We start from the raw sequence: 17056 nt of genomic DNA, 5'->3' as shown, positions 1-17056 counted from the left end.
ATCCATAGCTTGCCTCCTCCGGCGGGGGCCGGTCCGGGGCGCACCCCGGACCGGCCGGTACCTGCCGGCTGCCAATGGCTCGACGGGTCAGGACGTGGTCGCGCTGCGGTCGGTGACCATGCGCATGTCGCACTCGACGAGGAACCGCTTCAGGCCCTGCTCGTCACCGAGGTCCCAGTCGGGACCGAGGTCGAGCAGCCGGGCGAGGACGCCGGCCTTGTGCTTGCCGGCGGTGCCCACCGCGACCAGCGGCGCCTCCTCGACGGGGACCCGCAGGTCCACCAGCCGCACCACGATGTCCTCGCGGAGGTAGACGGTGCTGCGCGCGAGCGGCCCCTTGGGGACGTCCACGGCCTCCTCGTCCTGCTGGGCGAGCATCTTGGCGACCGCCGGGCCGGAACCCGCCTTGGCCGGGTAGATCAGGGCGTGCCGGCTCAGGCCCTCCGGCCGGTCGGCGCCCATGGCGACGTGGTGCACGGCCGGGAGCGCGGCGCGGGCGAAGAACTCCCGTGCCGAGCCCGGGTCGTTGAGGTCCCGGTCCACCTCCAGGTAGGGGTTGATGGCTTCCTCGACCGCCCGCACCTCGGGCTGGCGGGCGACGTGGCGCAGTGCCCTGGCCAGGTCCCCCTCCACCTCCACGGCGCGCACGACACGGTTGCCGTGCATGAACAGCGAGGTGCGGCAAAGCCGCGTGTTCTCGTCGACCACGGCCTGCGGCGAGGTGTAGCCGGACAGGATGTCCGCCACCTTCTGCTCGCTGCCGGGCTTCACGGTGAAGGTGATGGCGTGGCGGATGATCCCGTCCCCGACCCGCGGCACGGTCTGCATGCGACCGGACTCGTAGGAGGTACGGGTCTCCCGCAGCACCCCGAAGCGGAGCGAGCGGGTGTCCTTCACGCAGCCGTGCATCGGCTGCACCATCTCCAGATGGGTCGGGCTGTCCACCCAGGCGAGGAAGTGCAGGGCACTGTCCCACTCACTGGTGATCAGCCATTGCGAGGGATTTTCGATCGACTGGCAAAGCTGGTCGCTGACGTGTCCGGGCACGGCAGCGACACGGCGGCACATCTGGTCATACGCATCAAGAAACCGCTGCTCGGCGCCGTCCTCGACTTCAAGCATGAGGACGACGCGCAGGCGATTGCCATCGAGCGCGGACTGCGAGACCTTTTCGGCCTGGGCCGGCATATTCCACCTCTTCCGAGAGCGAGCAACCCCCGAGGTCCGTCGTCCAACGATCGTGCTGTGGTGGCCCAACCGGTGCGAGATATGTGATCCAATTGGGTGACGGGCGAAAATACCCCCGGTAATCGGGCATCAAGGGAGCTATGACTCCACAGGCCGAAGACCGGGTTCCGGTCCTCATCGTGGGGGGCTCCCTCGTCGGGCTCTCCAGCTCGGTTTTCCTGGGCCGGCTCGGCGTCCGGCACGTCCTCGTCGAGAAGCACCCGGGTACCTCCATCCACCCCCGTGGCCGCGGCAACAACCTGCGGACCATGGAGCTGTTCCGTACGGCCGGGGCGGAGCCGCTGATCCGGCGGGCCGCCTCCGTACTCGCCGACAACCACGGCATCCTGCAGGCCGAATCGCTGACCTCGGACAACGCGGAGTGGCTGTTCCGGGAGATCGACCCGGGCGGACGGCTGTCCGGGATCAGCCCCAGCGGCTGGTGCCTGTGCAGCCAGAACGACCTGGAGCCGGTGCTCCTGGACTACGCCCGCACGCTCGGCGGCGACCTGCGCTTCAGCACCGAGTTGCTGTCGTTCACCCAGGACGACGACGGCGTCACCTGCGAGCTGATGGACCGGGAGACCGGCGAGCGCAGCACCGTCAGGACCGACTACCTGGTGGCGGCCGACGGCCCGCGCAGCCCCGTGCGGGGCGCCCTGGGCATCGGGCACTCCGGCCGCGGCGACCTCTTCGCCAACATCAGCGCCACCTTCCGCGCCAAGCGGCTGGCCGACGCGGTGGGCGACCGCTACTTCATCGCGTGCTACCTGACCAATCCGGACGCCGACGGTGTGCTGCTGCCCGTCGACAACGAGGAGAACTGGGTCTTCCACGCGCCCTGGCACCCCGAGCGCGGCGAGACGCCGGAGGACTTCACCGACCAGCGGCTGGCCGCCCACATCCGCACCGCGGTGGGCGTGCCGGACCTGGAGGTCGAGATCACCGGCCGGGCCCCCTGGCGGGCCGCGGAGCGGGTCGCGGACTCCTACGGGCGCGGGCGGGTGCTGCTGGCCGGCGACTCGTGCCACGAGATGTCCCCCACCGGCGCCTTCGGCTCCAACACCGGTATCCAGGACGCCCACAACCTGGCGTGGAAACTCGCCGCGGTGACCGGCGGCTGGGCCGGACCGGGGCTGCTGGAGACGTACGAGGCGGAGCGCCGCCCGGTCGCCGTGGCCACCGGCGAGCGGGCCTCCGCCCGTTCCGCCGAGCACGCCCACCCGGGCTACGCGCCGCCGGCCGGCGGCGGCCCCCAGAAGGGCGTACTGGTGGTCGCGCTGGGCTACCGCTACCCGGAAGGCGCCTTCCTCGGCGCGGACCCCGGACGGCCCGTCGTCCCCGAGGACTTCCGGCCGGTCGCCGAGCCCGGCGGCCGTTCGCCGCACGTGTGGGTGACCACCCGGGAGGGCGAGCGCCGCTCCACGCTGGACCTGTACGAGCGCTCCATGGTGCTGCTCACCGGCGACGGGCCGAAGGGCACGGCCTGGCACGACGCGGCCCGCGCGGTCGCGGAACGCCTCGGGGTGCCACTGGAGTCTTACCGGCTCGGCGAGTCCACGCAGGCCGACCTGGTGCCCGAGGCGGGCACGGACTGGACGGCGGTGCACGGCATGACGCCGAGCGGCGCGATCCTGGTCCGCCCGGACGGTTTCGTGGCATGGCGGAGCCGTGACGCCGTGGAGGACCCCACGGCGACGCTGACCGAGGTGCTCACCACGGTGCTGCGGCTCGGCTGAGGGCCACGCCGCCGCACAGGACGAACGGCGGCCACCACGCTCCCCGGAGCGCTGGTGGCCGCCGTCGGCTTTCCCGGGCACCCCGGCTCCCCGGGCCGGCCGGCTTCGGGACCGGGATCGGACAGAACGCCCCGCGAGGACAACGGCCTTGGCCCCGGGTGCGGTGACCGGCCGGAACCGGTCGCCGCACCCGGGGCGAAGGAGGCGCCGCGGGCGGGGTCAGCCCACCGGGCCGCCCCCGCCTCCGCCCTCCGCCGGGGTCCGGGGCGCCCCCTGCTGGGCGCCCGGAGGCGTGCCCTGCTGGACGGCGGGCGGTGCCGCGGGCCGGCCGGCCGGTGACGTACCCGGCCGGGCAGCCGGCGGCGCGGACGGCCGTGCGGCCGGAGGCGTGCCCTGCTGGACGGCCGGCGGCGCGGACGGACGGACGCCCGGTTGCGTACCCGGTTGCGTACCCGGCCGCGCGGCCGGGGGGGCGGCGGGCGGCCGTGCGGCGGGTGGCTGGGCGGCGGGTGGCTGGGCGGGTGGTGCGGCGGGCTCCTTGACGCCCGTCCAGTCGGGGGCGGGCCAGCCGCGCCACGGCGAGTACGCCGGGTTGGGCACGCACCGGGCCGTGAGTTCGGCCTTGGTGGCCTTGTCCACCGGGCAGGCCTTCACGATGAACTGCCGGGCGACACCCCCGGGGAAGACCACGCCCGTGCGCGCCGAACGCAGTTCCCGGGTTCCGAGGGTCTCGTCGAGCTCGATGCCCCCGGGGGCGTCGATGTAGTAGTGGTAGGCGGTCGTGTGCTGTGCGAGGGTCGAACGGTCGTAGGTGGTGGCCACGAACGGCGAGGGCTGCTCCCGCCGGGCGTAGGCCTGGAGGTCGTACTCGCCGTCGCCCACGTCCTCGGGGCGGAACCCGTCCTTGAACACGGACTCCGGCGGGCGGTCGTCGCCGCGGAAGAGGGCGTTGCAGTTGGAGCGCCAGGCCGGTTCGTCGGGCCTGATCCGGTCGAGGTCGACTCCGGGGTCCGCGGCGGCGTAGAGCCGGTCGGGGACGACGGGGCACCATTCGGGGACGGCCGGGTCGCGTGGAAGACCCGGGTCGACGGCCGCGGCGGCCGTGCAGACGGGGAGTGCGAGCACCCCCAGCGGAAGGGCGGCGGCGCAGAGCCGGCGCAGCATGCGCAGTGCGATCATATGCCCACGATCACCCCCATATCGCCCGGTCGCCGGAATGGTCACCCTTGTCGGCGTGTCCCGCCGGAAAGCGAAAGAGGCCCCTGCGCGTCCTTGTGCGACGCTGCCGGGGCCTCTCGATTCGCCGTGGAGCCAGGGGGTGTGATCCACGACGCCTTGGGACGGCCGAGCCCGGGTCATGGGGGCCGTTGCTTCACAACTATACGAGACATCGCAGCTGAAACCTCACGATGTGGGAGTGAGGTGGGACACTGACCTTGCAAACGCAGGCTAGCTGTTCATTTGCCGTTCAGCGGTCCATGACCCGCATTTCGAACCAGGTGGTCTTTCCGCGCGGAAGCAGATCGACGCCCCAGCGGTCGGCGAGCTTGTCGACCAGGAAGAGCCCCCGCCCGCTCACGTCCATCTCGCGGACCGGCATCAGGCAGGGCAGCGCCCGGGAGGGGTCGCGCACCTCCACCCGGATCCAGCCGCGGCGGCGCAGCATGCGCAGACCGAACGTGCGGGCCCCCGTGTGACGCACGGCATTGCCCACGAGTTCGGAGACGAGTAACTCCACGACGTCGTCGAACTGGGGCAGGCCCCACAGCCGCAGCACCGACCGGGCGAGCCGGCGCGCCGTGGCCGCGGACTCCGGGCGCGAGGAGAGCCGCACCTCGTCCACGGAGGGATTCCCCAACAGATCGAGGGACGTCGCCGCCAGATCGTCGACCGCCGTGGGCGGCCACCCCGCCGCCGGGATCGTCACCCGTTGCGGCTGCTCAGATGCTCCCTGCTGCCCCGCCATGCTCTCATGATGGCCGTACGCGACGGGGGTTCGGGGCGGATCGGGGGAATTGACGGGGCGGAACGCGTCATTCCGAGTTGCCGTACCGGCATATGTCAAGGGCAATGATGGATCTCACACGACCCCTCCCACCTGCACGAAGAGGGGGTCGGAGAGGAACGGCCGGTGAATTCGGCGCAGGTCGCCTTAAGGTCCTCTTAAGGTCGGCTTAAGGCGACCCGACGGGTGCCGGCTGTCACTCAACCGGGTTGGATCTAGCGGAACTTCGCCTTGCCGGGACCCTCCTCGACGAAGCTGCGCATGCCCGTCGTACGGTCCTCGGTGGCGAACAGCCCTGCGAACAGGTTCCGTTCGATGGTCAGGCCGGTCTCCAGATCGGTCTCCAGACCGGCGTCCACGGCCTCCTTGGCGGCGCGCAGCGCCAGGGCCGGCCCGCGGGCCAGCCGCTCGGCCCAGGCGCGGGCCGCCGCGTACACCTCCGCGGCCGGGACCACCTTGTCCACCAGGCCGATGGTGAGCGCCTCGTCGGCCTTGACCATGCGGCCGGTGAAGATGAGGTCCTTCGCCTTGGCGGGGCCCACCAGGCGCGACAGCCGCTGCGTGCCGCCCGCGCCGGGGATGAGGCCGAGCAGGATCTCGGGCTGGCCGAGCCTGGCGTCCTCCGCGGCGATCCGGATGTCGGCGCAGAGCGCGAGTTCGCAGCCGCCGCCGAGGGCGTAACCGGTCACGGCGGCCACCACCGGCTTGGGGATCCGGGCGACCGCCGTGAAGGAGTCCTGCAGTGCGCGGGCCCGCACGGCCATGGCCTCGTAGTCCATGACCTGCATCTCCTTGATGTCCGCGCCCGCTGCGAACACCTTCTCGCCGCCCCAGATCACGACGGCCCGTACGTCCTCGCGCCGGGACGCCTCCTCCGCCACCTCGCGGAGCCGGTCCTGGGTCGCGACGTCCAGGGCGTTCATCGGGGGGCGGTCCAGGCGGATGGTGCCGACACCCTCGTCGACCTCGAGATTAACTGTCATGGCCGACGAGGGTATCCGTGAACGCCCGTTTACGCTGCGACGTGCCTCACGGGGCGCGTCAGGAGGCGGGGGTCCACTCGCTCCACGGCAGGTTCCAGCCGTTGAGCCCGTTCCACCACTGCACCGTCTTGTCGTGGGAGTTCTTGACCTGCACGACGTCACCGATCATCGAGTTGTTGTAGAACCACGAGGACGGGGTGTCGCCGTTGCCGCCGCGCACGTCCCGCAGGCCCACGCAGCCGTGGCTGACGTTGGCGTTGCCGAAGGTACCGGGCGAGGCCCAGTAGTTGCCGTGGATGAAGGTGCCCGAGGTGGTCAGCCGCTGGGCGTTGGGCACGTCCTTGATGTCGTACTCGCCGCCGAAGCCGACGGTGTCGCCGTTCATGCGGGTCACCTTGTACCGCTCGGTGATGACCATCTTGCCGTTGTACGTCGTCGTGCCGGGCCCGCCCGAGGTGATCGGGATGGTCTTCAGCAGGCTGCCGTCGCGGTAGACCTTCATCGTGTGCTTGGCGGCGTCGACGATGCTGACCTGGCTGCGCCCGATGGTGTAGTGCACGTCCTTGGACTGGGTGCCGTAGACGCCCTTGGCGGCCTCGACCCCGTTCAGCCGCAGGGAGAGCGTGATCTTGGTGCCCTTGGCCCAGTACTTCTCGGGACGGAAGTCGACGCGCTGGTCGCCGTACCAGTGGCCGACGACGGGGACCGAGGGGTTCGCGGTCACCTCGATCGCGTCCTGGACCGCCTTCTTGTCGGTGATCGCCCGGTTGAACTTGAGCGAGACCGGCATGCCGACGCCGACCGTCTGGCCGTCCTCGGGGGTGAAGAAACCGATGAAGGTGTCCTTCGGGGTGACCGTGGTGAAGCTCGCGTGCTTCGCCGACTCACGGCCCGCGCCGTCCTTGGCTATCGCGTCCACCGAGTACTCGGTGGAGGTGCCCAGCGTCTCCGTCGGCTCCCAACTGCCGCCGTCGGCGGATATCTTGCCCTCGACCGGGTCGCCCTTGCCGCTCTTCACCACGACCGAGGTCAGCTTGCCCTTGCCGGCGGTGACCTTCAGGTCCCCCGTCGTGGCCACCTCGTCGGCGCCGTCCTCCGGCGCGATGGTGACGACGGCCTGCGACTCGGTCGTGTCGCCCTTGCCGCCCTGTGAGGCCGAGGCACCGGGTTTGGCCTTGTCCCCGCCCTTGCTGTCGCCGTTGGCACTGCCCCCGCACGCACTGACCAGGAGCAGCATCGCCCCCACCGCCAGGGCCAAGGTGGTCCGCCTCGCGCCCGGCGCGCCCTGTATCGCCTTCAACTGTCGTCTCCCCAAAACCGGCCCGTGGCCCGCTGCCCACGTGTGAGTCCCCCTCACCTTGCGCTAGCGAACCACACGGAACCGGTGTTGGGGATCCCGGTTTTGTCACCGTTCCGTCCCAGTCGACGGTACGGGTCTCAGGCGCCGGCCGCCCACTGCTCCCAGGACATGTTCCAGCCCCCCAGGCCGTTGTCCGGGGAGACGGTGCGGTCGTGGGAGTTGACCACGGTGACGAGGTCGCCGACGAGCGAGTGCGCGAAGAACCAGCCCGCCGGGGTGGCGGTGCCGCCGCCCTTCACGTCGTAGAGGCCGACGCAGCCGTGGCTGGTGTTGGCCGCGCCGAAGGTGCCGGGCGCGGCCCAGTAACTGCCGTGCACGAAGGTGCCGGAGCGGGTGAGCCGCATGGCGTGCGGGACGTCCGGGATGTCGTACTCGCCGCCGAAGCCGACGGTGTCCCCGTTCATCCGGGTCAGCCGGAGCTTCTCGGAGATCACCATCGCGCCGTTGTACGTCGGGTTGGACGGGGCGCCCGCCGAGATCGGCAGGACGCGCGTGACCTGCCCGCCGCGGCTCACCGTCAGGGTGTGCGCGGCGGCGTCCACGGTGCTGGTCTGGTCCCGGCCGATGTCGAAGGTCACGTCCTTGGACTGCACCCCGTAGACACCGGGGGCGGTCTCGATGTCGCGCAGCCGCAGCGAGAGCGTCACCTTCGTACCGGGCACCCAGCGCTCGCGGGGACGGAAGTCGAGGCGGCGGTCGCCGAACCAGTGGGGGGCGACCTCCACCGCGGGCGAGGAGGTGACGCCGACGGCGCGCTCGACGGCCTCGCGGTCGGCGACCGGCCGGTTGAAGTCCAGCGAGACGATCATGCCGGTGCCGACGGTCTGCCCGTCCTCGGGGGTGAAGTAGCCGATGAGGGTGTTCTTGGGGACGAGGGTGGTGAACACCGCGTGCTTGGCGGCGCGCCGGCCGCCCGTGTCCTCGGCGACGGCGTCCACCGTGTACTTCTCCGAGAGCGACAGCCGGGACCTGGCGTGCCAGCGCGACCGGTCGGCGGTGAACACGCCCTCGACCACCTCCCCGTCCCCGTCCTCGACGTTGACGGAGGTGAGCCGGCCGTCCTCGGCCTCGACCGTGAGCGGGTCGTCCGCCTTCACGTCCTCGGCCCCGTCCACCGGGATGATCCTGATCCTCGCCTCGGACACCTTCGGGGTGTCGTCGGCCGGCGCCCCGCTGTCCGCGGGCCCGAACCCCAGCCCGCACGCCGTCAGCATCCCGGTCAGCCACATGGCGGTGGCAAGCCCCGCCCCCGCGCGCAGAGCGCGCCGCACCGCAGTCGTCACGCTCGGTCAACGACCGGACGGCCCCGGGGAAACGTCTGCGATGCGTCCGATCGATCACGCGTGTGACGCCGCAGGGTGAACGGGAAGGTAAAGCGGGAGGGCGCGACGCGCGCGCGGAGGGACACCGCGCCGCGCACGGGCACGGCCGGCGCCGGCCGGGTCCGGCGTCCCCCGAGCCGCAGGAGGCGAGCACGTGTCGGAGACGCGCGAGGACGAATCGGTCGACCGGGCCGGACAGCTGCGCCCGAACGGCCACCGGACCGCCCCCGTGGCCGTGCCGCTGCCGCGCCCGGAGACCGCCCCGGCGGTGCCCGGGCCCGCCGGGGACGCCGTGGTGTGGCCGGGCAGCCCGCAGCCGCTGGGGGCCCGCTTCCACACCGGCCCGGACGGACGACCGGGCACGAACTTCGCCCTGTGGGCGGGCGGCGCCGAGGCGGTCGAGCTGTGCCTGTTCGACGACGAGGGGACCGAGACCCGGGTCCCGCTCACCGAGCTGACCCACGAGATCTGGCACGGCTTCGTGCCGGGGGTGCTGCCCGGCCACCGCTACGGCTACCGGGTGGGCGGCCGCTGGGACCCGTGGACCGGTGCCCGCTGGAACCCGGCCAAACTGCTGCTGGACCCGTACGCGCGGGCGGTCGACGGCGACTTCACACTGCCCCCCGAGGTGTACGCCCACGTCCGCGACTGGCCGGAGCAGTCGGTCGCCGACACCGTCCGGGACAACCGCGACTCGGCCCCGTACGTGCCCAAGGGCGTCGTGGTGGACGACGACGACCCCTGGACGGACGACCGCCGGCCCAAGACGCCCTGGGCCGACTCCGTCATCTACGAACTGCACGTGCGCGGCTTCACCATGCGCCACCCCGGCATCCCGCCCGAACTGCGCGGCACCTATGCCGGGCTGGCCCACCCGGCGGCGATCGAGTACCTCACCGGCCTCGGCGTGACGGCGGTCGAACTGCTGCCGGTGCACCAGTTCGCGCACGAGGACCACCTGCTCCGCCGGGGCCTGCGCAACTACTGGGGCTACAACTCGATCGGCTACTTCGCCCCGCACGCCGGCTACGCCGCCACCGGCACCCGCGGGCAGCAGGTGGGCGAGTTCAAGCGCATGGTGCGCGCCCTGCACGACGCGGGGCTGGAGGTGATCCTGGACGTCGTCTACAACCACACCGCCGAGGGCAGCGAGTTCGGGCCCACCCTCTCCCTGCGCGGCATCGACAACCGCGGCTACTACCGGCTGGCGGGCGACGCGCGCCGCTACGCGGACTACACCGGCTGCGGCAACACCCTCCACGTCGTCCAGCCCCAGGTGCTGCGGCTGATCACCGACTCCCTGCGCTACTGGGTGACCGAGATGGGCGTCGACGGCTTCCGCTTCGACCTCGCCGCGGCGCTCGCCCGGTCGATGCACGACGTCGACATGCTCTCCCCCTTCCTCGCCGTCATCGCCCAGGACCCGGTGCTGCGCCGGGTCAAGCTCATCGCCGAGCCCTGGGACGTCGGCTCCGGCGGCTACCAGGTCGGCGCCTTCCCGCCGCTGTGGACGGAGTGGAACGACCGCTACCGCGACACCGTCCGGGACTTCTGGCGCGGCAGCCGGCACGACGTGCGCGACCTGGGGTACCGGCTGTCCGGCTCCAGCGACCTGTACGCGTGGGGCGGTCGCCGTCCGTACGCCTCGGTCAACTTCATCACCGCGCACGACGGCTTCACCCTGCGCGACCTGGTGAGCTACGAGCGCAAGCACAACGAGGCCAACGGCGAGGACAACCGCGACGGCACCGACGACAACCGGGCCTGGAACTGCGGCCACGAGGGCGAGACCGACGACCCGGCCGTGGGCGAGCTGCGCCGCCGCCAGCTGCGCAACATGCTCTCGACCCTGCTGCTGTCGACCGGTGTGCCGATGCTGGTGGCCGGCGACGAGGCGGGCCGCACCCAGGGCGGCAACAACAACGCGTACTGCCAGGACAACGAGATCAGCTGGCTGGACTGGTCGCTGCCGGAGGAGCCGGCCTGGGCCTCGCTGCGCGAACTGACCGCCCGGCTGATCGCGCTGCGCCGCGCGCACCCCGTACTGCGCCGGCGGGCCTTCTTCTCCGGCCGGCCGCAGTCCGCCGAGGGGCTGCGGGACCTGGCCTGGTTCACCGCGCAGGGGCGGGAGATGACCGACGCCGACTGGTACGGACCCACGTCCACGCTCGGGATGTACCTGTCGGGCGCCGACATCCCGCACCGCGACGCGCGCGGCCGCCCGGTCACCGACGACAGCTTCCTGGCGGTCTTCCACGCCTCGCACCGCCCGGTCCGCTTCACCCTGCCGGGCGGGCCGTGGGCACGGGAGTACGAGTTGCTGCTCGACACCTCGCGGGAGGACCAGGCCGAACCGCCGGGGACCCGGCACCGCGGCGGACGGGCGCTGACCGTGCCGGGGAGGACGGTGCTGCTGCTGCGCGCCGTCTGAGGGACGAGACGCGGCGGCAAAGGTGTGGACTCGGCCGATTGGTCCAGTCCACACTCGTCGTCCGTGACCTCCGCATCTCCGCCCTCGCCGCCGTGCGCCTCCGGCCTCGACACGCCGGCCGTTCCCCGGGACCGCCTGTGGTCACGGGGGTTCAGCCTGTACTTCACCGCCCGCAGCGTCGCCATGCTCGGCGACTCGATGCTGCCCGTCGCGCTGTCGGCGGGACTGCTCCAGCACGGCTACGGCGCCGGCGACATCGGCTACGCCATGGCCTCCTTCACCGCCTGCTTCGCCGGGCTGGTCGTCCTCGGCGGGGTGTTCGCCGACCGCTTCAGCGCCCGCGGCCTGATGATCGGGGCGGACCTGGCGCGGGTCGGCACGCAGTCGCTGGCCGCCTGGCTCTTCTTCTCCGGCCACGTCGTGCTCTGGCAGATCTGCGTGATCGGCGCGGTCAACGGCGTGGCGGGCGCCATGTTCCAGCCGGGCGTGGCCAGCACGGTGCCCCAGGTGGCCCGGGACGTCCAGGAGGCGAACGGGGTGGTGCGCACCGCCGAGTCGCTGATGGCGCTGGCCGGCCCGGCGCTCGCCGGAGTGCTGGTGGCCTTCACCTCGGCGGGCGGGGTGTTCGCCGTGCACGCGGGCACCTACGCGGTGAGCGCCGTCTGCCTGCTGCTGCTCCGGCTGCCGGGGCGCACCGCCCGGGAGGCGCGGGGGGCCGCCGCGCGCAGCAGTTTCCGGGCCGACCTGGTCGAGGGGTGGCGGGAGTTCCGGGCCCGCACCTGGATGTGGTCGGTGATCGTCATCTGGATGGGCTTCATGATCCTCGTCATGGGACCGGTGACCCCGCTGGCCGCCGGGGAGATCCTGCCGGAGCACGGTCCTAAGGCGTACGGCCTGGTCTCCTCCGCGCTGGGGGCGGGCACCGCGCTCGGCGGGCTGCTGGCGATACGGCTGCGGCCGGCCCGGCCGCTGCGGGGCGGGGCCGTGGCGCTGTTCGGGTTCGCGCTCTACCCGGCGGCGGTCGGCGCGGGGCTGCCGGTGCCGGCGGTCGCGGCGGCGGTGCTGGTCGCGGGGACGGCCTGGGCGTTCTGGAGTGTGATGTGGGCCACCAGCGTCCAGACCCAGGTGCCCGGCGAGATCCTCAACCGGATCCACGCGTACGAGGTCGCCGGCTCGGTCGCCATGCTGCCCGTCGGCCAGGCCCTCGCCGGGCCGGCGGCGGGCGTGTTCGGGGCGCGCCCGGTGCTGCTCGCCGGGGGTGCGGTGACCCTGCTGGTGTGCGTGGCGCTGCTCGCGGTGCCGGCCGTGCGCGACCTCGGCCGAAAATCCGGATGAGCGTTGTCGGCGGCGCCACGTAGTCTCTGGAACGATGCCTGAGTCGACCAACCAACCCGAGCCCGAACGTTCCCGATCCGCGGTGCGCTCGCTGCTGCGCCTGTGGCCGTACGCGAAGCCGGTCAGCCACCGGCTGTTCGGCTCCGCGGGCGTGGCCGTGGTCGCCTCCTGCCTGGCACTGCTGATCCCGCTGGTCCTGAAGTGGATCGTGGACGGCCCGGTCGCCCACCACGACCCGTCCGGGGTGTGGCTCGGCGGCGGGCTGGTGCTGCTGCTCGGTCTCCTGGAGGCCGGGCTCTTCGGCGTGCGGCGCTGGCTGGTGGCCCGGCCCATGGCCGGTCTCGAGGCGACGATGCGGGCCGACCTGTACCGGCGGCTGCAGCGGCTGCCGGTGTCCTTCCACGACCGCTGGGGATCGGGGCAGCTGCTCTCGCGCGCCACGAACGACCTGCAGATCCTGCGGATGTTCCTGACCTTCCCGATGGTCTTCCTCGTGGTCAACACCGCCACCATCGTGGCGGGCTTCGGCATCCTGTTCGTGCAGCGCTGGTCGCTGGGGCTGATCCTGCTGGTCCCCGTCGTGCCGCTGGTGATCCTCTGCTCCTACTTCGAGTCGCGCTACCAGCTCGCCTCCCGGGCCGCGCAGGACCAGGTCGGCGACCTGACCACGCTGGTCGAGGAGTCGGTGCTCGGCATCCGCATCATCAAGGCCTTCGGCCGCCACCGCAGCCAGGCCGAGGCCTTCCGCCGGCAGTCGCGCGAGCTGCGCGGCACCGAGCTGCGCAAGGCGCGGCTGCTGGCCGACCTGTGGATGGTCATCGTCGGGCTGCCGGACGTCGCGCTCGGGGCGGCGCTGGTCCTCGGCGTGGTGCAGGTCTCCGACGGCGACCTGTCGGCGGGCACCCTGGTCGCCTTCCTCTCCACGGCGCTCGCGCTGCGCTGGCCGGTGGAGTCGCTGGGCTGGCTGCTGTCCTTCAGCAACGAGGCGGCCACCGCCGCCGACCGCGTCTTCGAGGTCCTGGACACCGAGGTCCCGCCGGAGACCGGTACGGGAACGGCGGCGGGAACGGACTCCGGCGAGGAGGGGCGGCCCGCCGACGGCATCCGGTTCGGCGCCGTCCGCTTCCGCTACCCCGACGCCCCCGAGGGCACCCCCGACCTGCTCACCGGGATCGACCTCCACATCCGCAGCGGCGAGACGGTGGCGCTGGTCGGCGCCACGGGCAGCGGCAAGACGAGCCTGACCTCGCTCATCCCACGGCTGTACGAGCCGACCGGCGGCCGCATCACGCTGGACGGCACCGACGCGGCGCTGCTGACCCGGTCCGCGCTGCGCTCCCTGGTCGCGACCGCCTTCGAGGAACCGACCCTGTTCTCCGCCACCGTCCGGGAGAACGTGCTGATGGGCGCGCCCGACGCCGACGAGACCGACCTGCTGCGGGCGCTGGAGATCGCCCAGTGCGACTTCGTCCACAAGCTGCCGCAGGGTGTGGACACCCAGGTCGGCGAGCAGGGCCTGAGCCTGTCCGGCGGTCAGCGGCAGCGGCTCGCGCTGGCCCGCGCGGTCGTCGGCCGCCCGCGCTTCCTGGTACTGGACGACCCGCTGTCCGCCCTCGACGTGCACACCGAGGCCCTCGTCGAGGCGGCCCTGCGCCAGGTCCTGGCCACCACCACGGCGCTGGTGGTCGCCCACCGCCCGTCCACGGTGATGCTCGCCGACCGGGTGGCGCTGCTGTCGGAGGGCCGGATCACGGCGGTCGGCACCCACCAGGAGCTCCTGTCCTCCTCCGCGGCCTACCGCCGCCTGATGTCCGGCCGGGACGGGAGCACGCCCGCCGGGCCGGACCGCCCGCAATTCGAAGGGAGCAGCACCCGATGACCTCCGTCACGGAGTCGCAGCCTGCCGAGCAGGCGGCCGAGGAGGAACCGGCGGGGCGCCCGGACACCGGGAAGGCTCAGGAGGGCCGGGACGGCCGGGCGGACGACCCCTTCGACCAGGACCGGCTGCCGGCACCCGAGGGGGCGTCACGCGCCCTGCTCCGGGAACTGGTCGGACCGCACCGGCGGCGCGTGTGGCTGGCGGCCGTACTCCTTCTCCTGCAGCAGGCGGCCGTGCAGGCGGGCCCGCTGATCGTGGCCGTGGCGATCGACCGGGCCATCCCGGCGCTGCGCCGCGACGACCACGGCCCGCTGATCGCGGTGGCGGTCGCCTACATCGGCTGCGCCGTCGTCGGCGGTCTGCTGCAGCGCTCGTTCATCCGGCAGGCCGGCCGGGTCTGCCAGGACGTGCTGGTCGACCTGCGCGGCCGGATCTTCCGGCACGCCCAGGCGCTCGGCCTGGACTTCCACGAGCGGTACACCTCGGGCCGGATCATCGCCCGCGCCACCTCCGACGTGGAGTCGATCCGGGAGCTGCTGACCGAGGGCCTCCAGGAGCTGCTGAACGTCGGGCTGTCGGTGCTGTACATCTCGGCCGTACTGTTGTGGCTGGACTGGGGGCTCGGCCTGTTCGCGCTCGCCACGGCCGTGCCGCTGGTGGTGACGGTGCGGATCTTCCGGCGCCGGTCGGCGAAGGTCTACACGCGCCGCTCCGCGGCGATCGCCGCCGTCATCGTGCGCTTCACCGAGACGATGAACGGCATCCGGCCCGTACAGGCCTTCCGCCGCGAGAAGGCCAACGACGAGGCGTTCGACGAGCTCAACACCGCCCACCGGCAGGCCAACGGCGACGCGATCCTGGAGATGGGCCGCTTCACCGTCGGTTCCTGGCTGATCGCCAACACCTCGGTGGCGCTGGTGGTGCTGTGGGGCGCGTACCGCGTGGCCTCCGGCTCCCTCGCACTGGGTGTGCTGGCCGCCTTCGTGCTCTACCTGCGGCGGCTGTACGCGCCGATCGACCCGCTCGGCATGTTCCTCAACTCCTACCAGTCGGCGGCCGCCTCGCTGGAGAAGATCGCCGGTCTGCTGGCCCAGCGGCCGTCCGTGCCCGAGCCGGAGACGCCGCGGGCGCTGCCGGCCACGGAGAAGGACATCCCGGGCCGCGAGGTCGTCTTCGAGGGGGTCCGCTTCGCCTACCGCACGGGCGGCGAGGTGCTGCCCCGCTTCGACCTGCGGCTGCCCGCCGGACAGACGGTCGCGGTGGTCGGCGCCACCGGCGCGGGCAAGTCGACGCTGGCCAAGCTGCTGGCGCGGTTCTACGACCCGACCGACGGCCGGGTCACCCTGGACGGGGTGGACCTGCGCGACCTGGCCCTGCCCGAACTGCGGCGCGGGGTGGTCATGGTGACCCAGGAGGCGTTCCTCTTCTCGGGAACCGTCGCCGAGAACATCTCCATCGGCCGCCCCGAGGCCACCCGCGAGGAGATCGAGGCGGCCGCGAGGGCCATCGGCGCCCATGACTTCATCGCGGCGCTGCCCGAGGGCTACGACACCGACGTGCGCAAGCGGGGCGGCCGCATCTCGGCGGGCCAGCGCCAGTTGGTGGCCTTCGCCCGGGCGCTGCTCGCCGACCCTGCGGTGCTCATCCTGGACGAGGCGACCTCCTCCCTGGACGTACCGGGCGAGCGCGCGGTGCAGCAGGCGATGCGCGAGGTGCTGCGCGGCCGCACGGCCGTGATCATCGCGCACCGGCTGTCGACGGTGGAGATCGCGGACCGGGTCCTGGTGATGGACCAGGGCCGCATCGTGGAGGACGGCACCCCGGACGAACTCGTCTCGGGCGCGGGCCGCTTCGCCGATCTCCACCAGGCCTGGCGCGACAGCCTCGTGTAGGGGCGGGGCGGGGCCGGGGCCGGTGGGTGCCGGGCTGGGGCCCGTGGGTGCCGGGCCGGTTGTTCGGCTTTCGCGGCGTCTCGCGCCCTTCGGGCGCACAGCGCTGGCTGCGGAGGGGAGGGTGGGGGGGCTTGCCTTGTGTGCAGTGTGCGGCCCGGTGGTCGGCTGGGGTTCAGGCGCCGGAGCGGGGTGCCTTTCCAGTGGCGGAGGTCTCGTTGCCGTCCGCGGGTGCAGATGGCCGGTGACCACGCCCACCGTTCGTGGGTGGCGCGCCCGCCGTAACCGGCGTCTGCGGGTGCTTCCCCGACATCGGGCTCTGTTTCGACGTCTATACCGCTGAAAGAGAGCCCGATCTCCGTCCGCTCAAAGATCGGGCTCTGTTCCGCCGGATATACCGCCGAAAGCGGGCCCGATCTCCCACCGACCGCGCGACAGCACCCCGAAATACCCGCAGTCGCGGGTTACGGCGGGCGCGCCCACCACCGGCAGTGGGCGTGGAAGCGGCCGTCTGTACTCGCGGACGGCAACGGGACCCCAGGCCACCGGAAAGGCAACCCGCTCCGGCGCCTGAACGCCAGCCACCCACGCGCCCGCACACTGCCGACCGCCCCCGGCCCCCCACCCTCCCGTCCGCAGCCAGCATCTTTGCGCCCGAAGGGCGCGAGACGGCGCGACACCCGAACAACCCACCGCCGCGCCACCCCCACCGCCGCACCACCCCCCACCCGCCTCGGCCCCGCCTCCGGAGCGGCACTTCGCCCCACCCTGTCCGATATGCGAACCCGCTGTTCCCCTCAAAGGACGAATTCGGCCAACTTCTCGTCACGTACATGACACGACGCCATGAACAGTGGCACTCTTCCCCCGGTCGGCCGTCAGTACG

Annotated in this window: 11 protein-coding genes; 5 read left to right on the top strand and 6 right to left on the bottom strand. The window is 72.6% G+C overall.

Annotated elements, in window-relative coordinates; translation table 11 throughout:
• Window positions 1–87 precede the first annotated feature (87 nt).
• Window positions 88–1188 carry a SchA/CurD-like domain-containing protein gene (locus tag ABZ479_RS21765; RefSeq protein WP_500463119.1) on the bottom strand — a complete coding sequence of 367 codons (1101 nt, stop codon included), beginning with the start codon at window positions 1186–1188 and terminating at the stop codon, window positions 88–90.
• A gap of 140 nt (window positions 1189–1328) precedes the next feature.
• Here ABZ479_RS21765 and ABZ479_RS21760 point away from each other — a divergent pair, with 140 nt between their 5' ends.
• Window positions 1329–2966, top strand: coding sequence for an FAD-dependent oxidoreductase (locus ABZ479_RS21760; protein WP_500463118.1), 1638 nt, complete (start codon window positions 1329–1331; stop codon window positions 2964–2966).
• A gap of 219 nt (window positions 2967–3185) precedes the next feature.
• Here ABZ479_RS21760 and ABZ479_RS21755 read toward each other — a convergent pair whose 3' ends face one another.
• The 5 genes from ABZ479_RS21755 to ABZ479_RS21735 all read right to left on the bottom strand — a co-directional run bounded on the left by ABZ479_RS21755 (window position 3186) and on the right by ABZ479_RS21735 (window position 8528).
• Window positions 3186–4145: a scabin-related ADP-ribosyltransferase gene (locus ABZ479_RS21755; RefSeq protein ID WP_500463117.1), complete on the bottom strand. Its 960-nt coding sequence runs from the start codon at window positions 4143–4145 to the stop codon at window positions 3186–3188.
• Window positions 4146–4434: 289 nt separating this feature from the next.
• Window positions 4435–4932 carry an ATP-binding protein gene (locus tag ABZ479_RS21750; RefSeq protein ID WP_499602375.1) on the bottom strand — a complete coding sequence of 166 codons (498 nt, stop codon included), beginning with the start codon at window positions 4930–4932 and terminating at the stop codon, window positions 4435–4437.
• A 254-nt stretch (window positions 4933–5186) separates the two neighbouring features.
• Window positions 5187–5954, bottom strand: coding sequence for an enoyl-CoA hydratase/isomerase family protein (locus ABZ479_RS21745; protein WP_499602377.1), 768 nt, complete (start codon window positions 5952–5954; stop codon window positions 5187–5189).
• Between the two features lie 58 nt (window positions 5955–6012).
• Entirely contained in the window at window positions 6013–7191 is a 1179-nt protein-coding gene (locus ABZ479_RS21740; protein WP_500463185.1) for a L,D-transpeptidase, read from the bottom strand.
• A 200-nt stretch (window positions 7192–7391) separates the two neighbouring features.
• Window positions 7392–8528, bottom strand: a complete 1137-nt coding sequence (locus ABZ479_RS21735) for a L,D-transpeptidase (protein WP_500463184.1) — start codon at window positions 8526–8528, stop codon at window positions 7392–7394.
• 307 nt (window positions 8529–8835) lie between these two features.
• On the opposite strand from ABZ479_RS21735, the gene glgX reads away from it, so the two are divergent.
• From glgX to ABZ479_RS21715, 4 genes are all read left to right on the top strand, one after another.
• A complete protein-coding gene (gene glgX / locus ABZ479_RS21730; RefSeq protein ID WP_500463183.1) occupies window positions 8836–11067 on the top strand; it encodes a glycogen debranching protein GlgX in 2232 nt (743 codons plus the stop codon).
• A gap of 135 nt (window positions 11068–11202) precedes the next feature.
• Complete coding sequence (locus tag ABZ479_RS21725; RefSeq protein WP_500463182.1) at window positions 11203–12402, top strand: MFS transporter; 1200 nt, start codon at window positions 11203–11205, stop codon at window positions 12400–12402.
• Window positions 12403–12436: 34 nt separating this feature from the next.
• Complete coding sequence (locus ABZ479_RS21720) at window positions 12437–14281, top strand: ABC transporter ATP-binding protein (protein WP_500463116.1); 1845 nt, start codon at window positions 12437–12439, stop codon at window positions 14279–14281.
• Entirely contained in the window at window positions 14278–16173 is a 1896-nt protein-coding gene (locus ABZ479_RS21715) for an ABC transporter ATP-binding protein (protein WP_500463115.1), read from the top strand. Before ABZ479_RS21720 ends, ABZ479_RS21715 begins: the two co-directional genes overlap by 4 nt.
• The last annotated feature ends 883 nt before the right edge of the window (window positions 16174–17056 follow it).

The organism is Streptomyces sp. NPDC005722, assembly GCF_040630935.1.
In the GTDB taxonomy this organism is placed as follows: domain Bacteria; phylum Actinomycetota; class Actinomycetes; order Streptomycetales; family Streptomycetaceae; genus Actinacidiphila.
The sequence above is the reverse complement of the archived record's forward strand: the minus strand, read 5'-3'. Positions and strand labels throughout refer to the sequence as shown.